15 protein-coding genes and 1 riboswitch are annotated in these 16,416 nt (G+C 54.2%); of the genes, 9 read left to right on the top strand and 6 right to left on the bottom strand.

Annotated features, from left to right (window positions below; translation table 11 throughout):
* The first annotated feature begins 134 nt into the window (after positions 1–134).
* Positions 135–1,238, top strand: coding sequence for a M24 family metallopeptidase (locus tag DTL42_RS20060; protein WP_234824282.1), 1,104 nt, complete (start codon positions 135–137; stop codon positions 1,236–1,238).
* Between the two features lie 87 nt (positions 1,239–1,325).
* Here DTL42_RS20060 and DTL42_RS20055 read toward each other — a convergent pair whose 3' ends face one another.
* Positions 1,326–1,880: a YqgE/AlgH family protein gene (locus DTL42_RS20055; RefSeq protein ID WP_114371368.1), complete on the bottom strand. Its 555-nt coding sequence runs from the start codon at positions 1,878–1,880 to the stop codon at positions 1,326–1,328.
* A 35-nt stretch (positions 1,881–1,915) separates the two neighbouring features.
* Positions 1,916–2,926: a ketoacyl-ACP synthase III gene (locus tag DTL42_RS20050; protein WP_114371364.1), complete on the bottom strand. Its 1,011-nt coding sequence runs from the start codon at positions 2,924–2,926 to the stop codon at positions 1,916–1,918.
* Positions 2,927–3,324: 398 nt separating this feature from the next.
* Here DTL42_RS20050 and DTL42_RS20045 point away from each other — a divergent pair, with 398 nt between their 5' ends.
* Positions 3,325–3,876 (top strand): hypothetical protein, encoded by a 552-nt coding sequence (locus DTL42_RS20045; RefSeq protein WP_114371362.1) that lies wholly within the window; start codon positions 3,325–3,327, stop codon positions 3,874–3,876.
* A 7-nt stretch (positions 3,877–3,883) separates the two neighbouring features.
* Here DTL42_RS20045 and DTL42_RS20040 read toward each other — a convergent pair whose 3' ends face one another.
* A complete protein-coding gene (locus tag DTL42_RS20040) occupies positions 3,884–4,414 on the bottom strand; it encodes a hypothetical protein (RefSeq protein WP_114371360.1) in 531 nt (176 codons plus the stop codon).
* A gap of 467 nt (positions 4,415–4,881) precedes the next feature.
* Between DTL42_RS20040 and DTL42_RS20035 the strand changes: the two genes are divergently transcribed.
* From DTL42_RS20035 to DTL42_RS20020, 4 genes are all read left to right on the top strand, one after another.
* A complete protein-coding gene (locus DTL42_RS20035; protein ID WP_114371358.1) occupies positions 4,882–6,585 on the top strand; it encodes a serine/threonine protein kinase in 1,704 nt (567 codons plus the stop codon).
* A 320-nt stretch (positions 6,586–6,905) separates the two neighbouring features.
* The gene (leuC, locus tag DTL42_RS20030) at positions 6,906–8,321 is read left to right on the top strand and encodes a 3-isopropylmalate dehydratase large subunit (RefSeq protein ID WP_114371356.1); all 1,416 of its coding nucleotides are present in this window, start codon (positions 6,906–6,908) and stop codon (positions 8,319–8,321) included.
* A gap of 123 nt (positions 8,322–8,444) precedes the next feature.
* Positions 8,445–9,041, top strand: a complete 597-nt coding sequence (gene leuD / locus DTL42_RS20025; protein WP_114371354.1) for a 3-isopropylmalate dehydratase small subunit — start codon at positions 8,445–8,447, stop codon at positions 9,039–9,041.
* A gap of 279 nt (positions 9,042–9,320) precedes the next feature.
* The gene (locus DTL42_RS20020; protein WP_114371352.1) at positions 9,321–10,340 is read left to right on the top strand and encodes a hypothetical protein; all 1,020 of its coding nucleotides are present in this window, start codon (positions 9,321–9,323) and stop codon (positions 10,338–10,340) included.
* A gap of 90 nt (positions 10,341–10,430) precedes the next feature.
* Here DTL42_RS20020 and bioB read toward each other — a convergent pair whose 3' ends face one another.
* Positions 10,431–11,444: a biotin synthase BioB gene (gene bioB, locus DTL42_RS20015; protein ID WP_114371350.1), complete on the bottom strand. Its 1,014-nt coding sequence runs from the start codon at positions 11,442–11,444 to the stop codon at positions 10,431–10,433.
* Between the two features lie 191 nt (positions 11,445–11,635).
* Here bioB and DTL42_RS20010 point away from each other — a divergent pair, with 191 nt between their 5' ends.
* The 3 genes from DTL42_RS20010 to DTL42_RS20000 all read left to right on the top strand — a co-directional run bounded on the left by DTL42_RS20010 (position 11,636) and on the right by DTL42_RS20000 (position 14,921).
* Positions 11,636–12,226 carry a PSP1 C-terminal domain-containing protein gene (locus tag DTL42_RS20010; RefSeq protein ID WP_158545485.1) on the top strand — a complete coding sequence of 197 codons (591 nt, stop codon included), beginning with the start codon at positions 11,636–11,638 and terminating at the stop codon, positions 12,224–12,226.
* Between the two features lie 82 nt (positions 12,227–12,308).
* Positions 12,309–12,573: riboswitch (cobalamin riboswitch) on the top strand.
* A gap of 307 nt (positions 12,574–12,880) precedes the next feature.
* Positions 12,881–13,795: a DUF4465 domain-containing protein gene (locus DTL42_RS20005; protein WP_114371346.1), complete on the top strand. Its 915-nt coding sequence runs from the start codon at positions 12,881–12,883 to the stop codon at positions 13,793–13,795.
* 172 nt (positions 13,796–13,967) lie between these two features.
* Positions 13,968–14,921 carry a hypothetical protein gene (locus tag DTL42_RS20000; protein WP_114371344.1) on the top strand — a complete coding sequence of 318 codons (954 nt, stop codon included), beginning with the start codon at positions 13,968–13,970 and terminating at the stop codon, positions 14,919–14,921.
* Between the two features lie 21 nt (positions 14,922–14,942).
* Here the strand turns inward: DTL42_RS20000 and DTL42_RS19995 are convergent, their stop codons facing one another.
* Positions 14,943–15,359, bottom strand: a complete 417-nt coding sequence (locus tag DTL42_RS19995; RefSeq protein ID WP_147274374.1) for a hypothetical protein — start codon at positions 15,357–15,359, stop codon at positions 14,943–14,945.
* A gap of 22 nt (positions 15,360–15,381) precedes the next feature.
* Entirely contained in the window at positions 15,382–16,302 is a 921-nt protein-coding gene (locus tag DTL42_RS19990) for a DUF1559 domain-containing protein (protein ID WP_114371340.1), read from the bottom strand.
* Positions 16,303–16,416: the final 114 nt, after the last annotated feature.

Here is a 16,416-nt window from a genome sequence, read left to right as displayed (position 1 = left end):
CCCGGGGGCGGCTCTTCTTATGCGCGCTTGCTATCGCCTGCCTAGCGGGGCTTCTCAGCGCGGGCAGCTAGTGCTAGGTTGGGGGGAGCGCACCTATGCTCGCCCCACCTGACTATCGTATAGGGAGAACTCTCATGCTGGGAATCAACGTCGAAGCGTGCCGTAGCCGTCAACAACGCCTGCTCAAAGCATTGGAAGACCAATCGCTAGATGCGATCGTGGTCACACAAAACGAACACGTCCAATGGCTAGCCGGTCCTCGTTACGAGTGGAAATTCTCACCAGCGGCAGTTCTCTTCGCGGATGGTCGCTTGGCGTTGGTCTCGCCGAACGAAGCCCCAGAAGCGGCAGCAGCGGATGACGTTCGCACCTACGAAGCCCAGTGGCTGTCTACTTTGCGTAACGATCAACGCGCCGCATCCAGCCAGGCCTTGCTGGGCATTCTGCGTGAAGCAGGCGAACTGAAGCGTTTAGGAGTTGAGTACTCCAGCTATCCGGTTCATGTTTCGAGCCAATTCTCGGCGGAATTGGTCGATATCGAACCGGAGCTTTACCGCCAGCGTCGGAAGAAAGATGCCGACGAAATCGCGAAGATTCGTATGGCGATTAGCGGTACCGAAAAGATGTACGAAAAGGCCCGCGAGATCATCTGCCCTGGCATCAGCGAACTGGAAGTCTTTAACCAACTGCAAGCGGCCGCAGTCATGCAATACGGCGAAGCCCTAACTGGTACTGGCAACGATTACGCCAGTGGCGAAATGGGGGGCCCGGCTCGTGATCGGAGGACGCAAGATGGCGAGTTGTATATCTTGGACCTTGGCCCTGCGTTTCGTGGCTACTTTGCCGATAACAGCCGCGCAATCGCCGTGAACGGTAAGCCAACCGACGAACAGCAAGAAGCATGGACCTACATCATGAAGGTCTTCGCACATCTTGAAGCAGTCGTGAAGCCGGGCAAGAGCTGCAAGGAACTGTTCCTCGAAGTGCAAGAGATCCTCAAAGCAGCCCCGATCGGCGAGTTCCCGCATCACCTGGGGCACGGTATCGGTCTCTACCCGCACGAAGCCCCGCACTTGAACTCGTGCTGGGACGACACATTCGCCGTCGGCGATGTCTTTACCTGTGAACCAGGCCTCTACGACGAACGCCTCCGTTTCGGTATGCGACTAGAAAACGACTATCTTGTTACTGAGACCGGGGTCGAAAACCTCTCACCCTTCAAGATGGAACTGGCCTAATCGTTGGCGATCGGCAAGCCCGTGTTCCTATGAGCATGGGCTTGGGAGAGGTGTCGTTTTAACTTTTGTAAATCGACTACCCGCTCTTTAGTTCATATTCGGATCTTGCGGCATGCTCTTTAGGTTGAGCGATTCTCGCATGATGTTCGAGCCGACTTCGCCAGAGACGCTTTTCCAGAGCAGGTCGGTGTTTGATTCGAAGATCGGCTCTTTGCGGGCCGGCAGCGTGAGCCAGCCGCCGACTTCCATTTCGTCTTCTAACTGCTGAGCGCCCCAGCCCGAATAGCCGAGAAACAACCGGTAAGGGCGTTTGCCTTCACGAATGAGTGGCTCGATGTTCTCGCGTTGGCTGGCGAAATAGACGCCAGGGATAATCTCGATCTCGGCTAATGCTTCTTCCTGATGAATCGCCATCAAGGGGCCTTCGACGGGGCCACCTTGTAAGACTGCTTCTGCGGCAGAGATTTCCTCGCCGCTGACGTTTTTCCACAGCTCTTGCACGGTCAGATTGATGGGGCGGGTCAGGACCAAGCCTAACGCCCCTTCATGATCGTGCTGAACCATCAGCACCACAGTCCGCAAGAAGTTGGGGTCAGGGAGATAGGGAGACGCGATTAAGAATTTGCCAGCGAGTGATTCCATCGTCCGCGAACTCCTCTCTGTTGCTACGCGATACGTTAGGCACCGCTACCGTACGTGTCGTGCCAGATACAGCCTCCCCAGGACCAGCCCACGCCAAAGCCAACCAACAGGTGCTTGGCTCCCTTTTGCAGCCGACCTTGTTTTCGCAAATCATGAATGAGAAGCGGAATGGTCGCTGAGACCGTATTGCCGACGTTTTCCAAGGCAATCGGCATGCGGTTGGAATCGACTCCCAGGCTTTCCTGCAACTGCTCCAGCATTTTACGGGTGGCTTGGTGGAATAGATAGAGTTCGACGTCGGAATTTGGGATGCCGGCTGCTGAGAAAATGTTCTTCACCAACTGGGGTATCGCACCGACAGTAAAGTTAATCAGCGCTGGGCCGTCCATGTACAAACGACTATTCCAACGTTTGCGATGCCGTGGTGTATGGGCGTCTTTCGCTGGACGAGCGCCGCCGTCGGTAACCATCAGCGTATCAGCCCCACTTCCATCGGTTCCGAACTGGAATCCATCCAGGGTTGGTTCGTCAACGGCTTCAATCAGCGTGGCAGCAGCCCCGTCGCCAAAGATCGTCCGCAAGCTGCGGTCGTCGTGGTCGATGTATTTTGAATAGGTTTCGGCTGTGATGAACAGCACTCGCTTGGCCACCCCTGCCCTGATCAGCCCTTCGGCCAGCGACAGACCATAAATAAACCCAGAGCAGCCAAGGTTGAAATCCAATGCACCACACGAAAGGCGCAAACCAAGCCGCTGTTGCATTAGGCAGGCCGAGGTCGGTAAGGGGTAGTCTGGCGTCTGGGTGCAAAACAGGAGAAAGTCGATCGATTGTGGATCGATATTGTGTTCGGCAAATAGACGCTCGGCCGCAGCGACTCCCAAATCCGAGGCGCATTCATCTTCCGCCGCGATGTGCCGGGCTGCGATCCCCGTCTTCGGATAGATCAAGTCCATGTCCCAACTGGGGAACTCGGCTTGCAACTGTTGGTTGGTCTCAATCCTTTCCGGTAGATAGGTAGAGATGGGACCGATCGATGCGTATTTCACAAACGAAACTCTTCACTTTAATTATTGACTAGGGGGATCCGGCCTACGTCCAGCGAAGAATGGAAACAGGCCACCCAGGGCGCATTGCGCAACATTCGGGGTCCTCGAAGCTTATCAATTCCACGATATGTGCGATACCCTGGCGAACGAATTCCCTACCATGACGGTTGCAATACATCCGTTTGGGGGTTGCGCTATTTTGGTGAACTCGCCAGCACTTTTCTGCTCTCAGCCAATTGCTGGAGGGCCGGTTAGGTAAACTGCTGAAAGTTTGATGCGAGCAGGCAAGAGCTTTTATGAGAAGTGGGGAAAAACTACGGGCGAGTGGTGTTTTCTGCCGAAGAGACGTGGGTATCTATACCATCCATTCTGGGTCGTCGTTTTGAAGGGAATCAAAATTGGCTGCCGGTCGTGTTCTGCAATATTTGCTGAAGTCGTGGTTTTCGAAGCCGGTTCACCAGCGCGAAATCTATTCTTGGATTCGCCAACATGCTCCGGTCGTTAAGATTGCCGAGATCGGTTTGGGCAGCGTCAAACGCGCCCAAGAGATCATCCAGTTCAGCCAGCTTTACGCTGAAGATCAGCGTATCGAGTTCCTAGGGATCGATATGTTCGAAGGTCGGCCTAAAGGAGACGGCATGCCTTTGAAAGCCGCCCACAAGACCCTCAACGCTAGCGGCGCAAAAGTTCAACTGGTGCCAGGCGATGCTGCCATGGCGCTGCCGCGAGTGGCCAACGTTTTTCGGGATGTGCAACTGCTGATCATCTCGGCAGATCAAGACGCCGACAGCGTTCGCCAGGCCATTACGTGGATACCTCGGATGCTGAACGAAAAGAGCTTGGTGCTGTGGGAAGTGCCCGATGCTAAGGGCAATTTAAGCTTTGGGCGGTACACCATGGCTCAAATCGAAGCCATGGCCCCGGCTGCTCCGATGCGACGAGCTGCCTAATCACTGGCTATACTTCTTCGCGGGGTAACGACTTCTGAGCGGCAAGGTACCCCGCTAAAGATCCGGCGATTCCCAATGGAAGGGATCCAACCAGACATAGGATGGATCCCACAACGTAACCAAGGCTAAGCCCGCCCAAAATGGTCAAGCGTCCCTGGGGAATGCTCCGCCAGCTTAACGCGCCCAGGCAAAGGTTGGCCAGAATATAGATCACTGCGCCTGCTGGCAAATAATAGGGCCCCAGTAAAAAGGTCAGAACCCCAAGGGGAAGTCCTAGGCCCAGAACCGTAGCGAAACGAAGTGGCCAGTAACTTAAGGCGCCGATTGCCGTGCCAATCCATAGCCAAAGTAGATTGATCCCCATGGCTATCAGTTCTGAAATCGGATCGGCCGGCGTTCCGAAATAAGCGGCTGCTATTGATAATGGAAGCCACATCCAAAGGGGAATCAGGCAGGCCAACGACATCCGCTGGCTAACCAGGGCCGCGACGACACGAGCCTCCGGAGAAGCAAACGGATTTACAGGAGGTTCACTCATCTGCTTTCGTGAGTCAGAAGTAATCCTGCCACTTTCAATCGTTATGGCAAGTAATCTTGCCCAGTTTAATATTCTGCCAAACGACTTCGGGGACAAGCGGCTGCATACGATTGCCTACTCCCCAAGAGTACCAAAAGCGTTCTACTTATTTGTTGGATAACTGCGGCTTTCCAGAACATTTTGAAGCTGGGGCGTGTCTTTCTGGGTAAACAGTACTATAAGAGAGGAGTCTTCTTGGTGACAACTTGCCAGGCATCTTTTTAGCGGCAGGATAATGCTTGATAGGTGGGTGCTTACGGGAGAGAATCTTTTGTAGTCGGTGTGAAGGGTAGTTTTTCGGCCCTATTGCCAGGTAAGAGGTTTTAAGCCGAGGATGGGAAAGATTCGCCTCTTGCTTACGAACACGTTAATATAAAAACAACAAGGAATACTCCGCTCACTTCGCGCGTGATTTTCTAAGCAGCTTTATGGCCAGTGACACTCCCCCAAATTCGATGGATCGGCATTTCGAGGAGACGATTGTTGCGCCAAGCGGAGCCGCATCGACGGGAGGCGGGGTAACCGCCACCCAATCTTCTTCGCCTCACATTGCGTTGGTTGAAGGGTCTTCCAGTCCGCACTTCTCGCGGGTAACGCAATCCTTGCTTCGCTTTCGCTTGCGGGTCGCCACACTGGTAATGTTCGGTATCTTTGCCGTCTATTTTGTGTGGCACTTGTACGATCACTTCGCAGGGGATGACGTCGGGCGAGAAGGTTCGTTTTTGATTAGTCTGCACGCCGGGATATTAGTGATTTTGGGTGGCAGTGCCTACTTGCTTTGCCCGAAGTGTGATATGCGACGCGGACTTTTGCAAATGCAAGAGTTGGTGACGTTTGGTTTGCCGGCATTGTTTTTGTTGTTATTGCAGTATCACACCATGCAGATTTGTGCGGTACGGCATCAGATGCTACAAAACCCGGCCCCTGGTTGGTTGTTGTTGATCTTCATCTACGCTCTCTTTATTCCCAACAAGTGGCAACGCGCTGCGATGGTGATCGGAGCCATGGTGATGGCGCCGATTGCCTTGTTGGCGTATGCTTGGGCAACCGACGGGGCCTGTGCTGCGGTGATGTACGGCAGCCCCGAAATGATGGCCGAAATCGCGATGAAGATGATCCTTTGTGGCGGTGTCGCCGTGTTTGGGGTCTACACGATTAACGTCTTACGGACAGAAGCTTTTCACGCGAAGCAACTCGGCCAATACCGACTCAGCCGTAGTCTTGGGGCTGGCGGCATGGGCGAAGTTTATCTCGCGCATCACTATTTGATGAAGCGTCCTTGCGCGATCAAAATCATTCGCCCCGAAAAAGCAGGCGATTCCAATGTACTGGCTCGGTTTGAACGTGAAGTGCATGCTTCGTCGAAGTTGTCGCACTGGAACAACATCGACATCTACGATTACGGTCGCACCGAAGATGGCACGTTTTACTACGTGATGGAGTACTTACCCGGCCTGAATGTTTCGGACTTGGTGCATCGCTTTGGTCCGTTGCCGCCTGGACGCGTGATCCATTTGTTGCGTCAAATCTGCGATGCCCTGAACGAAGCCCATTCGCAAGGGATGATCCATCGCGACATCAAACCCGCGAATGTGTTTGCTGCTAAGCGAGGTGGTTATTTCGATGTGGCGAAGTTGCTGGACTTTGGTTTGGCCAAGCCGATCGCTTCGACCGAAGACTCGAACCTGACACAGGAAGGGATGATCACTGGTTCTCCTTTGTTCATGTCCCCCGAGCAGGCCAGCGGCGAAAGCGAGCCAGATAACCGCAGCGACATTTACTCGGTGGGTGTCTTGGCTTACTTCATGCTGACCGGGCACGCACCGTTCGAGTACGAACGCCCCATTAAGGTCATCATTGCCCACGCTCACGAACCGGTCGTTCCTCCTTCGCAATTGGTCTCGACCATTCCGGAAGACTTGGAGGCGATTGTCTTACGGTGTTTGGAGAAAGATCCTAACAAGCGATTTCAGGCCATTCTCGACATGGCCGATGACCTGGAGAAGTGTGAAGCTTACGGCACTTGGCATCAAAAAGACGCCGTGCGATGGTGGACTGAGAACGAAACTATCGCCGAATGCCCGCAGCCAGACCCTGTCGAAGAAACGCTGCCGGTGGGGATTCGTACCTAAAGCCAGTCGAATGTTATTTCTCCTGGCGATCGCTTTCTAGAATCGCCCTGGCGGGGCTTTCTGGCGATGTCTCAGGTGATTGCCTCTGCTCATCAAAAAACAACGAGGTTGTTTGCAAGCCAACCCTGATAGCACCGTGGATTGTGCCCGCTTGCCCCCTGCCCCTCCCGGTTGGCGGGAAAACGGGATATAATGCCGCTCTACCATTATGCCAACTCTCTCTGGCTGTTCGCTAGGGAAGTGGCTGCCCAAGTGAACTTTTTGTGTCACTTGTGTCCTTCTATTGTTGGCCTATTCAAAGCCGTTTGGGGAAGAGTTGAATGATCGCGGAGAATGCCCCCCGTACGATGTTCCAGAAGATCTGGGACAACCACTGTGTCGTTGCCGAACCTGGCAAGCAGACCCTTCTGTACATTGACCTTCAATTGGTGCATGAAGTTACTAGTGCCCAAGCGTTTGAAGGACTGCGGCTAGCTGGCCGCAAGGTTCGCCGCCCAGAACTAACCAAGGCGACGCCTGACCACAACGTGCCGACGACCGACCGTTCGCTTCCGATCGTCGATCCGATCTCTAAGCAGCAGATCGACACACTCCGCCGTAACTGCGAAGAATTCGGCGTTCAATTGTTCGACCTTAACGACATCAAGCAAGGCGTCGTCCACGTGATCGGCCCTGAGCTTGGCCTGACGCAGCCTGGCATGACGATCGTCTGCGGCGATAGTCACACCGCTACGCATGGTGCTTTTGGTGCGTTGGCGTTTGGTATTGGGACAAGCGAAGTCGAGCACGTACTGGCTACGCAAACGTTGCTGCAAAGCCCACCCAAGACGATGGAACTGCGCGTCAATGGAACGCTGCCCAAGGGAGTTACCGCGAAGGATTTGGTGCTGTACCTGATTGGGCACCTGACCACCTCTGGCGGAACAGGCTACGTCTTGGAATACACGGGCGAAGCCGTGCGTAACTTGACGATGGAACAGCGGATGACCGTCTGCAATATGTCGATCGAAGCGGGTGCCCGGGCTGGCATGATTGCCCCAGACGAAACCACCTTCGAGTATATTCGCGGTCGTGAGTTCGCCCCGAAAGACATGGACGCTGCCATCGAATGTTGGAAGAACTTGCCTTCCGATCCAGGCGCCCAGTACGACAAAGTCATTGAATTCCAAGCCAAGGATATTGCTCCGCAAGTGACCTGGGGAACCAATCCTGGTCAGGTTTGTGCCGTCAATGCCAACGTCCCTTCGCCGGGCGACTTCGCCGATGCGACGGAACGCCGTTCGACCGAATCGGCCCTGGAGTACATGGACCTCAAAGCTGGGGCTCCGATGACCGACGTGAAGATCAACCGCGTCTTTATTGGCTCGTGTACCAACGGCCGCATCGAAGATTTGCGTGCTGCTGCCAGCGTTGTGAAAGGTCACAAGAAAGCAGATCACGTCCATGCGATGGTTGTGCCAGGAAGTGGCTTGGTGCGAAAGCAGGCTCAAGAAGAAGGGCTCGATAAGGTCTTCACCGAAGCCGGTTTTGAATGGCGTGAAGCAGGTTGCAGCATGTGTCTGGCAATGAACCCCGACAAGCTGGAACCAGGCGAACGTTGTGCTTCGACCAGCAACCGTAACTTCGAAGGTCGCCAAGGCAAAGGTGGGCGTACTCATCTGGTCAGCCCCGAGATGGCCGCCGCCGCTGGAATCTCTGGGCACTTTGTCGACGTCCGCGAGTGGGACTACAAATAGTTGAAAACAACCAATCACGTAGGGCCCGTGAGGTGGGCCTTGCGATGGTTGATGTTACCCACTTTGGCATGAACCTGCATTTTTGGTCCGCATAGCGGACCCTACATAAGTGAATAAACCAACATGCAAGCATTCATTAAAGAGACCGGCTTGGTCGCGACCATGGACCGGGCCAACGTCGATACGGACCAAATTATTCCGAAGCAGTTTTTGAAGCGGATCGAACGAACTGGCTTTGGTCAGTTTCTCTTCTTCGACTGGCGGTTTCTGGACGATGGCTCGCCCAATCCGGAATTTGAACTTAACAAGCCCGAAGTTGCCGGAGCTTCCATCTTGGTAGCTCGTCGTAACTTCGGTAACGGTTCGAGCCGTGAGCATGCCGTTTGGGCCATCGACGACTACGGTATCCGTGCGGTGCTGGCCCCCAGCTTCGCCGATATCTTCTTCAACAACTGTTTCAAGAACGGCGTTCTGCCGATTCCGTTGACCGAAGAACAGATCGAAGAGATCTTCCAACGCCAGGCCAAGACCGAAGGCTACAAGCTGACGATCGACCTGGAAACAAAGAAGATCACCGACGGGCAAGGCCTGGAAATTCCGTTCGAGATCGACGAATTCCGCCGCCACAAACTGCTCAACGGGCTCGACGACATCGCTTTGACGCTCACGCACGAAGACGAAATCGCCGCCTACGAAAAAGCCCACGGCATTGGCGCTTAAGCGCATTCTTCGCGCTGGCACCACAAATCGTGTCCCCTCTCCCTTTTAATCGGGAGAGGGCTTGGTACGGTTTATCTTTTGTGGGGGCTCTGCTTGTACCGAGACTCGTAAGTTTCGTCTCGACGTAGCCTGCGAATTACGGCTTGATGATTTGTACCGTTGTGCTTGTGCCCTCGTTTTTCTGCCAGGTCTTTGACGCTTACGCTTGGAAAACCTTGCGTTATGCGGCAAACTATACCTTATCAACTGCACTAGTATTTTCGAGAACGAGGCCCTCGCATGCTCCGCCGATTTGCCCTGCCCCTTTCCTTTGCTCTATTGATGACAGTTTCCGCGAAAGCGGAGATCAAGCCAGAAGTTATTCTCGATGGCCTGAAGTGCCCGACCGGGGTGGCCGTGCAGCCGGAGACAGGAATTGTCTACGTCGCGGAGTCCGCCGCTTCGCAAATCATTCGCGTTGTCGATGGCAAAGCGGAAGTGGTCGTGAAGGATTTTCCACAGGACGAATATGGCAAAGGCCCGACCTATTTGATGGGGCCATTGGGGTTGGCCTTCTTGGATAAAGATCACCTGGTGGTTGGCGACGGCAGCCTGAAAGATGGCGAGGAAGTCGTCCGCGTTTACCATGTCGACGAGATCGGCGACGGTGGTATCAAAGCCGACATGGGCAAGAAGACGAACCCGCTCAAGCCGAGCGATGACGTCCCAGGCGAAGGAAACTTTTACGGCGTGGCCGTCGATCAAGAGGCCATCTATGTGACTTCCAACGGCGACGACAAGAAGGGCTGGGTCGCTCGCTGCCCGTTAGAGATGGATGGCTTGGGAGAACTGACTCGTTTTATTCCTACCAAAGAAGTGGTTAGCGTTGACGCCCCGGCCGCGATCGTGATTAGTCCTCGCCGCGAGATCGTGGTGGGTCAAATGGGGGAAATCAACGACACGAAAGACAGTCTGCTGACATTCTACGATCAAAAGTCGAAGAAGCTGCTGTTGAGTTTGCCAACCGAGCTATACGACGTCGTGGGCTTGGCCTACAGCCCTAAGACTGGCCGTTTGTACGCCGTTGACTATAGCTGGGCCGATCCGAAGCAAGGGGGCCTCTACCGTCTGGACGCGATCCGCCGCGACGGCAAACAGGCCATCAAAGCCACCAAGTTACTCGACCTCGACCAACCCACCGCGATGGCCTTCAATGCCGACGGCGAGTTGTACATCACGGAATTTGCCAATGGCGATGGCAAAGCAGAAGGCAAAGACCCGGCGACCGGGAAGCTGCTAAAGATTGGCGAAGGGCTGTAGAAAGTTGATTCACACCCGTCTATTGTCCCCTCTCCCTTGAAGGGAGAGGGTTCGGGTGAGGGATTCCAACGAGTGGAATCGAAAGGCAACCTAAGCCGAGCCGACCGAGACTTCTTCCGTCTTGGTAACGGTAAAGCCAAGATCTTCCAGCATGCGGTAATCGTCTTCCGCTTTCTGCCCTGGCGTTGTTAGGTAATCGCCCAGGAAGATCGAGTTCGCGGCGTATAAGCCCAGCGGTTGCAGGCTGCGGAGGTGGATTTCGCGACCGCCGGCGATACGAAGTTCGCTGGTTGGGTTGGCGAAGCGGTAGACGGCCAAAATACGGAGGCATTGGCGTGGGCTCAAGTCTTTACCCAGACCCTGCAGCGGTGTGCCGTCGATTGGATTGAGGAAGTTGACCGGAATCGAGTGAACGCCCAACTCACGTAGTTCGAGGGCCATCTTCACGATGTCTGCTTCCGATTCTCCCATGCCCACGATGCCGCCACTGCACAATTCGAGGCCAGCTTCACGGACCGCCGAAAGGGTTTGAATACGGTCTTCGTAGGTGTGGGTCGAGCAGATCTTTTCGTAGTATTCGGCACTCGTGTTGACGTTGTGATTCACGCGGTCGACACCACAGGCCTTCAAGCGATCGGCCTGTTCAGGGGAAAGCAGCCCGAGGCAAGCGCAGATTTTCAGGTCGTACTTTTCTTTGATCTCAGGGACGATCGTTTCGACCGCTTTCATTTCCCGTTCGTTCGGGCCGCGGGCCGAGATGACGATGCAGTAGGTCTTCACATCCCGTTCGGCGGCGATCTTGGCCCCTTCCATCAGCTTGTCGCGGCTGAGGAAGTTGTACTTGGGAATTTCTGCATCGGAAACTTTCGATTGCGAGCAGTAACCGCAATCTTCTGGGCAGAGGCCGCTTTTGGCGTTCATCAGCTGGTACAACTGTACCGTCTTGCCGAAGTGTTGGCGGCGGATCTTGAACGCGGCGGACATCACGTCCAACAGTTCGTCATCGGACGATTGGAGGAGCGAAAGGCCCTCTTCCAACGTCAATTGATGACCACGAAGGACTTCATCAGCAAGGGCAGACCAGGATTGCGTCGTCGTCGACATCGGCGGCGTTCTCTTCTTTACTTTCGGATAGATCCAGAAACAATGATCGGCAGGCCACTTTTCAAGGGACGAAAGATGGCCCAAACCGACCAATCATTCTAAAACGCTTGCCAGGGAATTGTAAGGTCAGTGCCCATCGACACTTGGCAGCACCCCCGATTTGGGCCAGAATGCAGGCAAGGAGACCTTGTTTGAGCCACGAAAACGTATCTGATACCTTTGAAATTACCCGCCATCACTTCGTGCGCGTGGGAGTGCTGGGGCATGTGGGCCGCTTTACGTCGGTCGACGCGGTGGCGTACGCGCGCGGCATGCGCGTGGTTTGTCGTACGTCGCGGGGGTTGGAGGTAGGGGAAATCTTGGCCCCAGCTGGCGAAGCCGATGGTGCTTCGGTGGAAGGTGCTTCGTCGGACGGATCGATCTTACGTGGCGTGACCGTTTCCGATGATTTGCTGTTGGCCCGCTTGGAACGCAACCGCCAGGAAGCCTTCGCCGCGTGCGAAAAGGAACTGGCTCAGCGTGGCATTCACATTCCGCTGCTCGAAGTCGAACAATTGTTCGATGGCAGTTCGCTCTACTTCCATTTTTTGGGGGAAGTTCCACCAGAAGTGACCGAACTGACCGATCGCCTTGCCGAAACCTACAACGCGGCAGCAGGGATCAGTCAGTTTTCCGATCTGCTGGAAACCGGCTGCGGTCCTGGCTGTGGCACCGACGAAAAGGCTGGCGGGTGTGGTGACTCGTGCGTGTCGTGCGCGATTGCTGGGGCGTGCAAGAAGTAGGCACGTTCGAGAAAACGTTGATCGCCACACTTCGCTCTGCAGACCTCCTTACGCACCGATTGACAAGTCGGCGGCTGGCGATACGCTGGGAGGTGTTCGAGGTGATCTTTGTTGATTGTGTCAATAAAGTGAACAGGGAACTCCGGTGCGTCTTCTTTAAATAAGACAATTCCGGGACGGTCCGGCCGCTGTGTGCTGCCTGCGATTTTACTTGAATCGCAAATTTTGCTCCTTTCTTGGGAATGAGCCATTGTTCGCCTGAGTGTTTTCAGGGCTAACGGATGAGAAGGCTGAGAGCAAACGTTAAGGCAGCGAGTCAGAAGACCTACCTCGAATGAAACGATGAAGTGCCCTCTTGGATTGGGGCGATCGTTGCCGTTGTTCTCCGCGTGGTGTTCATGGCGTCTTTGTTTGGTTGTCGTATTGGTTTCTAAGCTCAGTTGTCTGGCCCGTAGGTTGGATCAAGCTGGGAAACGGTTTGTTGTTAGGCCGTGTGAGAAACCGCATTCACGACAATCAGCTTGCCGCTGTCTCTAGCGGACTCGACTTCCAACTTGGAACGGGCCACGGTGTTTGCTGGCCACGCTCTTTGTTCATCAGCAGAGGCGGGTAGCGAGCGATGGTCCGTGTTTTCGTCTTATTTTGAGGTAAGTTATGCGGATCGTTGCAATTTTGTTACTGGCTCTTCTCTCATTCCAACACGCTCAGGCGGGAATGGTCATCGATTTTGAATCGCTACCGGTCAACAGCGGTGGCTACTATAACGGGGATACCAGCGCCGGTGCCCCTTTACGTGACAACTACACCCATCTCGGCAGCGCGCCTGGATCTTATGGCGGCACCGAGCATTCGCAGGTTTGGGCGGCCGGAGGAGTTGAATTTAGCAATACGTACAACTCGGACTACGACAGTTGGGGTGGTTGGAGTTGGTCGAACGTGGCCGACTCAACAACGCCTGGGTATTCCAACCAATATGCTTCATTCGCTGGCGGTGGCTCGGACGGCGCTGGCGGTTCGGTCGCCGGTGGAACGTACGCGGTTGGCTTTGGCAGCGGTTATATCAATCTGCCCAGTAATATGTCCGCCAAATCAATGGACATCACCAACGCCACGTACACAGGGCTTTCGATGCAAGATGGCGACTTCTTTTCCAAGAAGTTTGGTGGCGATAGTGGCAACGATCCAGATTTCTTGCGGGTGATCTTCAGCGGCTTTGACGATTTGAATGGAACCGGTAATCTGCTTGGTTCACTCGTCGTGAGTCTGGCCGATTTCACGTTTGCCGACAATAGCCAAGACTTCATTCTCAGCGATTGGGCGAATATCGATCTGACTTCGCTAGGTGGGGCTCGCTCGATTTCTTTCTCCTTCGAGTCAAGCGATGTCGGTCCCTACGGTGTCAACACGCCGTTGTATTTTGCGATCGATAACTTTACGGTCGAAGATTTTTCAGTGACCCCAGTGCCGGAGCCCTCGATGTTGGTTTTGCTGGGAAGTTTTGCCGCAGCAACGGCTACGCTGCGAGGCTTTCGCCGCAAGAAACTAGCTCGGACTGACGAAGCTGTGTAACGCAGTCGCTGGTTAAAACCGCTTGCGAAGACTTGTTTCCTCTTCTTCAAGAGGGGAAATTATAGATGTCTGCGAATCAGGAACGCCGTTGGTGTTGCCTGATTCGCGGGGAAACGCCGAACTCGATCAAGCTTCACTCTGCTGATGAAGCTTGTTTTCCCCTGGCATTAATATGCAGTTGCGAATTAACGATCTGTTGTTGCTGATCTTGGGATTCGCAGTCTGTTTCTGGTTGGGCAGTCTGGATCCGTACTGGGGATGGTCGAGCGTCGTCGCGTTGCTGACTTCGTTGTTGTTCTTTCTGAATCGACACTATCAAAAACTTCGAGGCTGCCTGGCACCGCTTGCTGCCTTGCCGCTTGTTATTGCGATAACCTTTGGCTTGGCCTTGTTGACTGGCTTGCGTTATCCCGCACCGTGGATCGTGAATGCCGACCAAGCGTTGCCGTTCGAGTCTTGGGTGGAAAGGGGGCAGCATGCGTTGGGGTTATCGATGTGGTCGATCATTATCACCCCGATCATTTGGTTATTCTGGCAGGCCACTTTCTTAGAAGAATTGATTCAGCCGCCCCCAAGGGCCGCACAAGAAGAAGGGGGAACACCGGTTCAAGCCGAGGCTCCCCTGCCCCGCCCTGGGCAATTTCAGATGACCGACTTGCTGTTGATTGTGGTGGGGTTTGCCGTTTGCTTTGGGATCGGCACGGTCAACTTTGCCAAAGGGTGGATTGCTTTAATTGCGATGGACACCACGCTGGCTTTTTTCGTAGCACAAAGAGGACTGGTGGGGCCGCGCGAGATGCCAGGTTGCATCAGAGCGGTCCTTGTTCTGCCGTTGGTTTCTCTGCTGATGTTCTTGATCGCTCTGTTGGCAGGGCTACAACATCCGCCGCTTTTGGCCCCGCCGAACTTTCAGCAGCCGCCATTTGAATCGGTCGAGCAACGCGTCCAGCATGCGGTTGCTTTAGCATGTTGGACCATCTTTGTGATGCCGCCAGTCTGGCTGTTTTGGACGATCTTGTTTGCTTGGTTCAACGCGAGGAAACCGATGCCGCCTCAAATGACGAGTACCAACAAAAACAGGCAGGCCACAGCCGGGGATGGCGATGGCCTGCCTGAGAGAGAGTAGTCTCTTTAGAGAGTTTGCTGATTAACCTTTGGTTTTCAGCTCGAAGTTTTCTTCCAGCTTGCTTTGATCTTCCCCGATGTTTAACGACAAGGTCGAATCGCTGTTAAACTGCCGAGGAATGAACATTTCGCGAGCAGGTTCTTTCTCACCAGGATTCACTTCCACGAACTTACCAGGAATGTCGCGGTAGCCAATGATTTCAATCTTCTTGGCGCCCGGTGTGACTTTTGCCTCGTAAGCTCCTTTTTCGATTTTGGTAGCGTACGTGTTGCTGCCATCTTCGGCTCGGAAGTAAATCTGTCCGCTATCGACTGGGGTTCCATCAAGCGAAACCTTGCCGGTTACGTCTACCGTCTTCGGACCTGACGTACCGCCACATCCGGTTAAGGCTGTGAAGACCCCACATGCCAGAAGTAGCAAGGGTTGAAACTGTTTCATGTTTGCCTGTTTCATAACGAGATTAATACTCTCCTACGACTTCACCGCCTTGGCGAGTTCCCAGAGCTTGGTAAGTTTGGCGATTGATCGTTTCGGGGATGAAACGGACCGAACCATCGCACAGCGTGGCCATGACACCGCCTGGGTGATAGCTGCGTGCGTAGGTTTCGATTTCAGTCGTGCTGCCTACAGAAACACACGGGGAACCTGGGAAACTCTCGTTCTTACACTTGTAGATTCGATCTGGAACCGTGGTGTTTGGCGGCTCGTAGCAGGTGTAGCCAAAGCCACCCCATTCAGCACCACCCCAATAACCACCTGGGCCGCCCCAACCACCGGTGTTGGCTGAGCCACGAATGATCGCTTCACTAAAAGCCAGCGTGTTGCTGGTACCATCGATCACCGAGGCAAACTTGGTCTTCGATGCCAAGTTGAAGATACCACCGTTCTCGCCGGTCCGTTGCAAGATTTGTGAGCCTCGGCAACCAACATAACTTCCTTGGAAGCCATCGCCACCAGCGCGTTTTCCGCCGGAACCACCCACGGCAGGCGAGGAGGCTTCGGATGGGCAGACGATCATCTCGACTTGCAAGTCTTTGAGCGCTGGCGGAGTATCCATGATCCACTCACCATTCCAGGCCTCGTACTGATCGTACATTGCCCCTTGTTCAATGAATGGCAAGATCCGCTGAAACCAACAATCACGCTTCAGTGTTTGCCGTTGGCTAGAAGATAGCCAGCCATAAGGAAAGACTTTAAAGGTGTCGTGATAGTTGTGCAGTGCCAGCCCCAACTGTTTCATGTTGTTGCTGCAACTCATACGGCGAGCGGCTTCGCGTGCTTGTTGCACCGCCGGCAACAAAAGTGCGATCAAGACACCAATGATCGCAATTACGACGAGCAATTCGACAAGCGTGAAGCCACGCCGTGACCTTAGAACCATGAGTTCCTCCCTCATGCCCAACAAAGAGCGACAAACAGAAAATGGAAGAGAAAAAAAAGATTGATGTGACGTTATATCATTCACCGTTCCGCTGCGATTGTATTTTGTATTTCT

The sequence above is a fragment of the Bremerella cremea genome (assembly GCF_003335505.1).
Taxonomy (GTDB): domain Bacteria; phylum Planctomycetota; class Planctomycetia; order Pirellulales; family Pirellulaceae; genus Bremerella; species Bremerella cremea_A.
The sequence above is the reverse complement of the archived record's forward strand: the minus strand, read 5'-3'. Positions and strand labels throughout refer to the sequence as shown.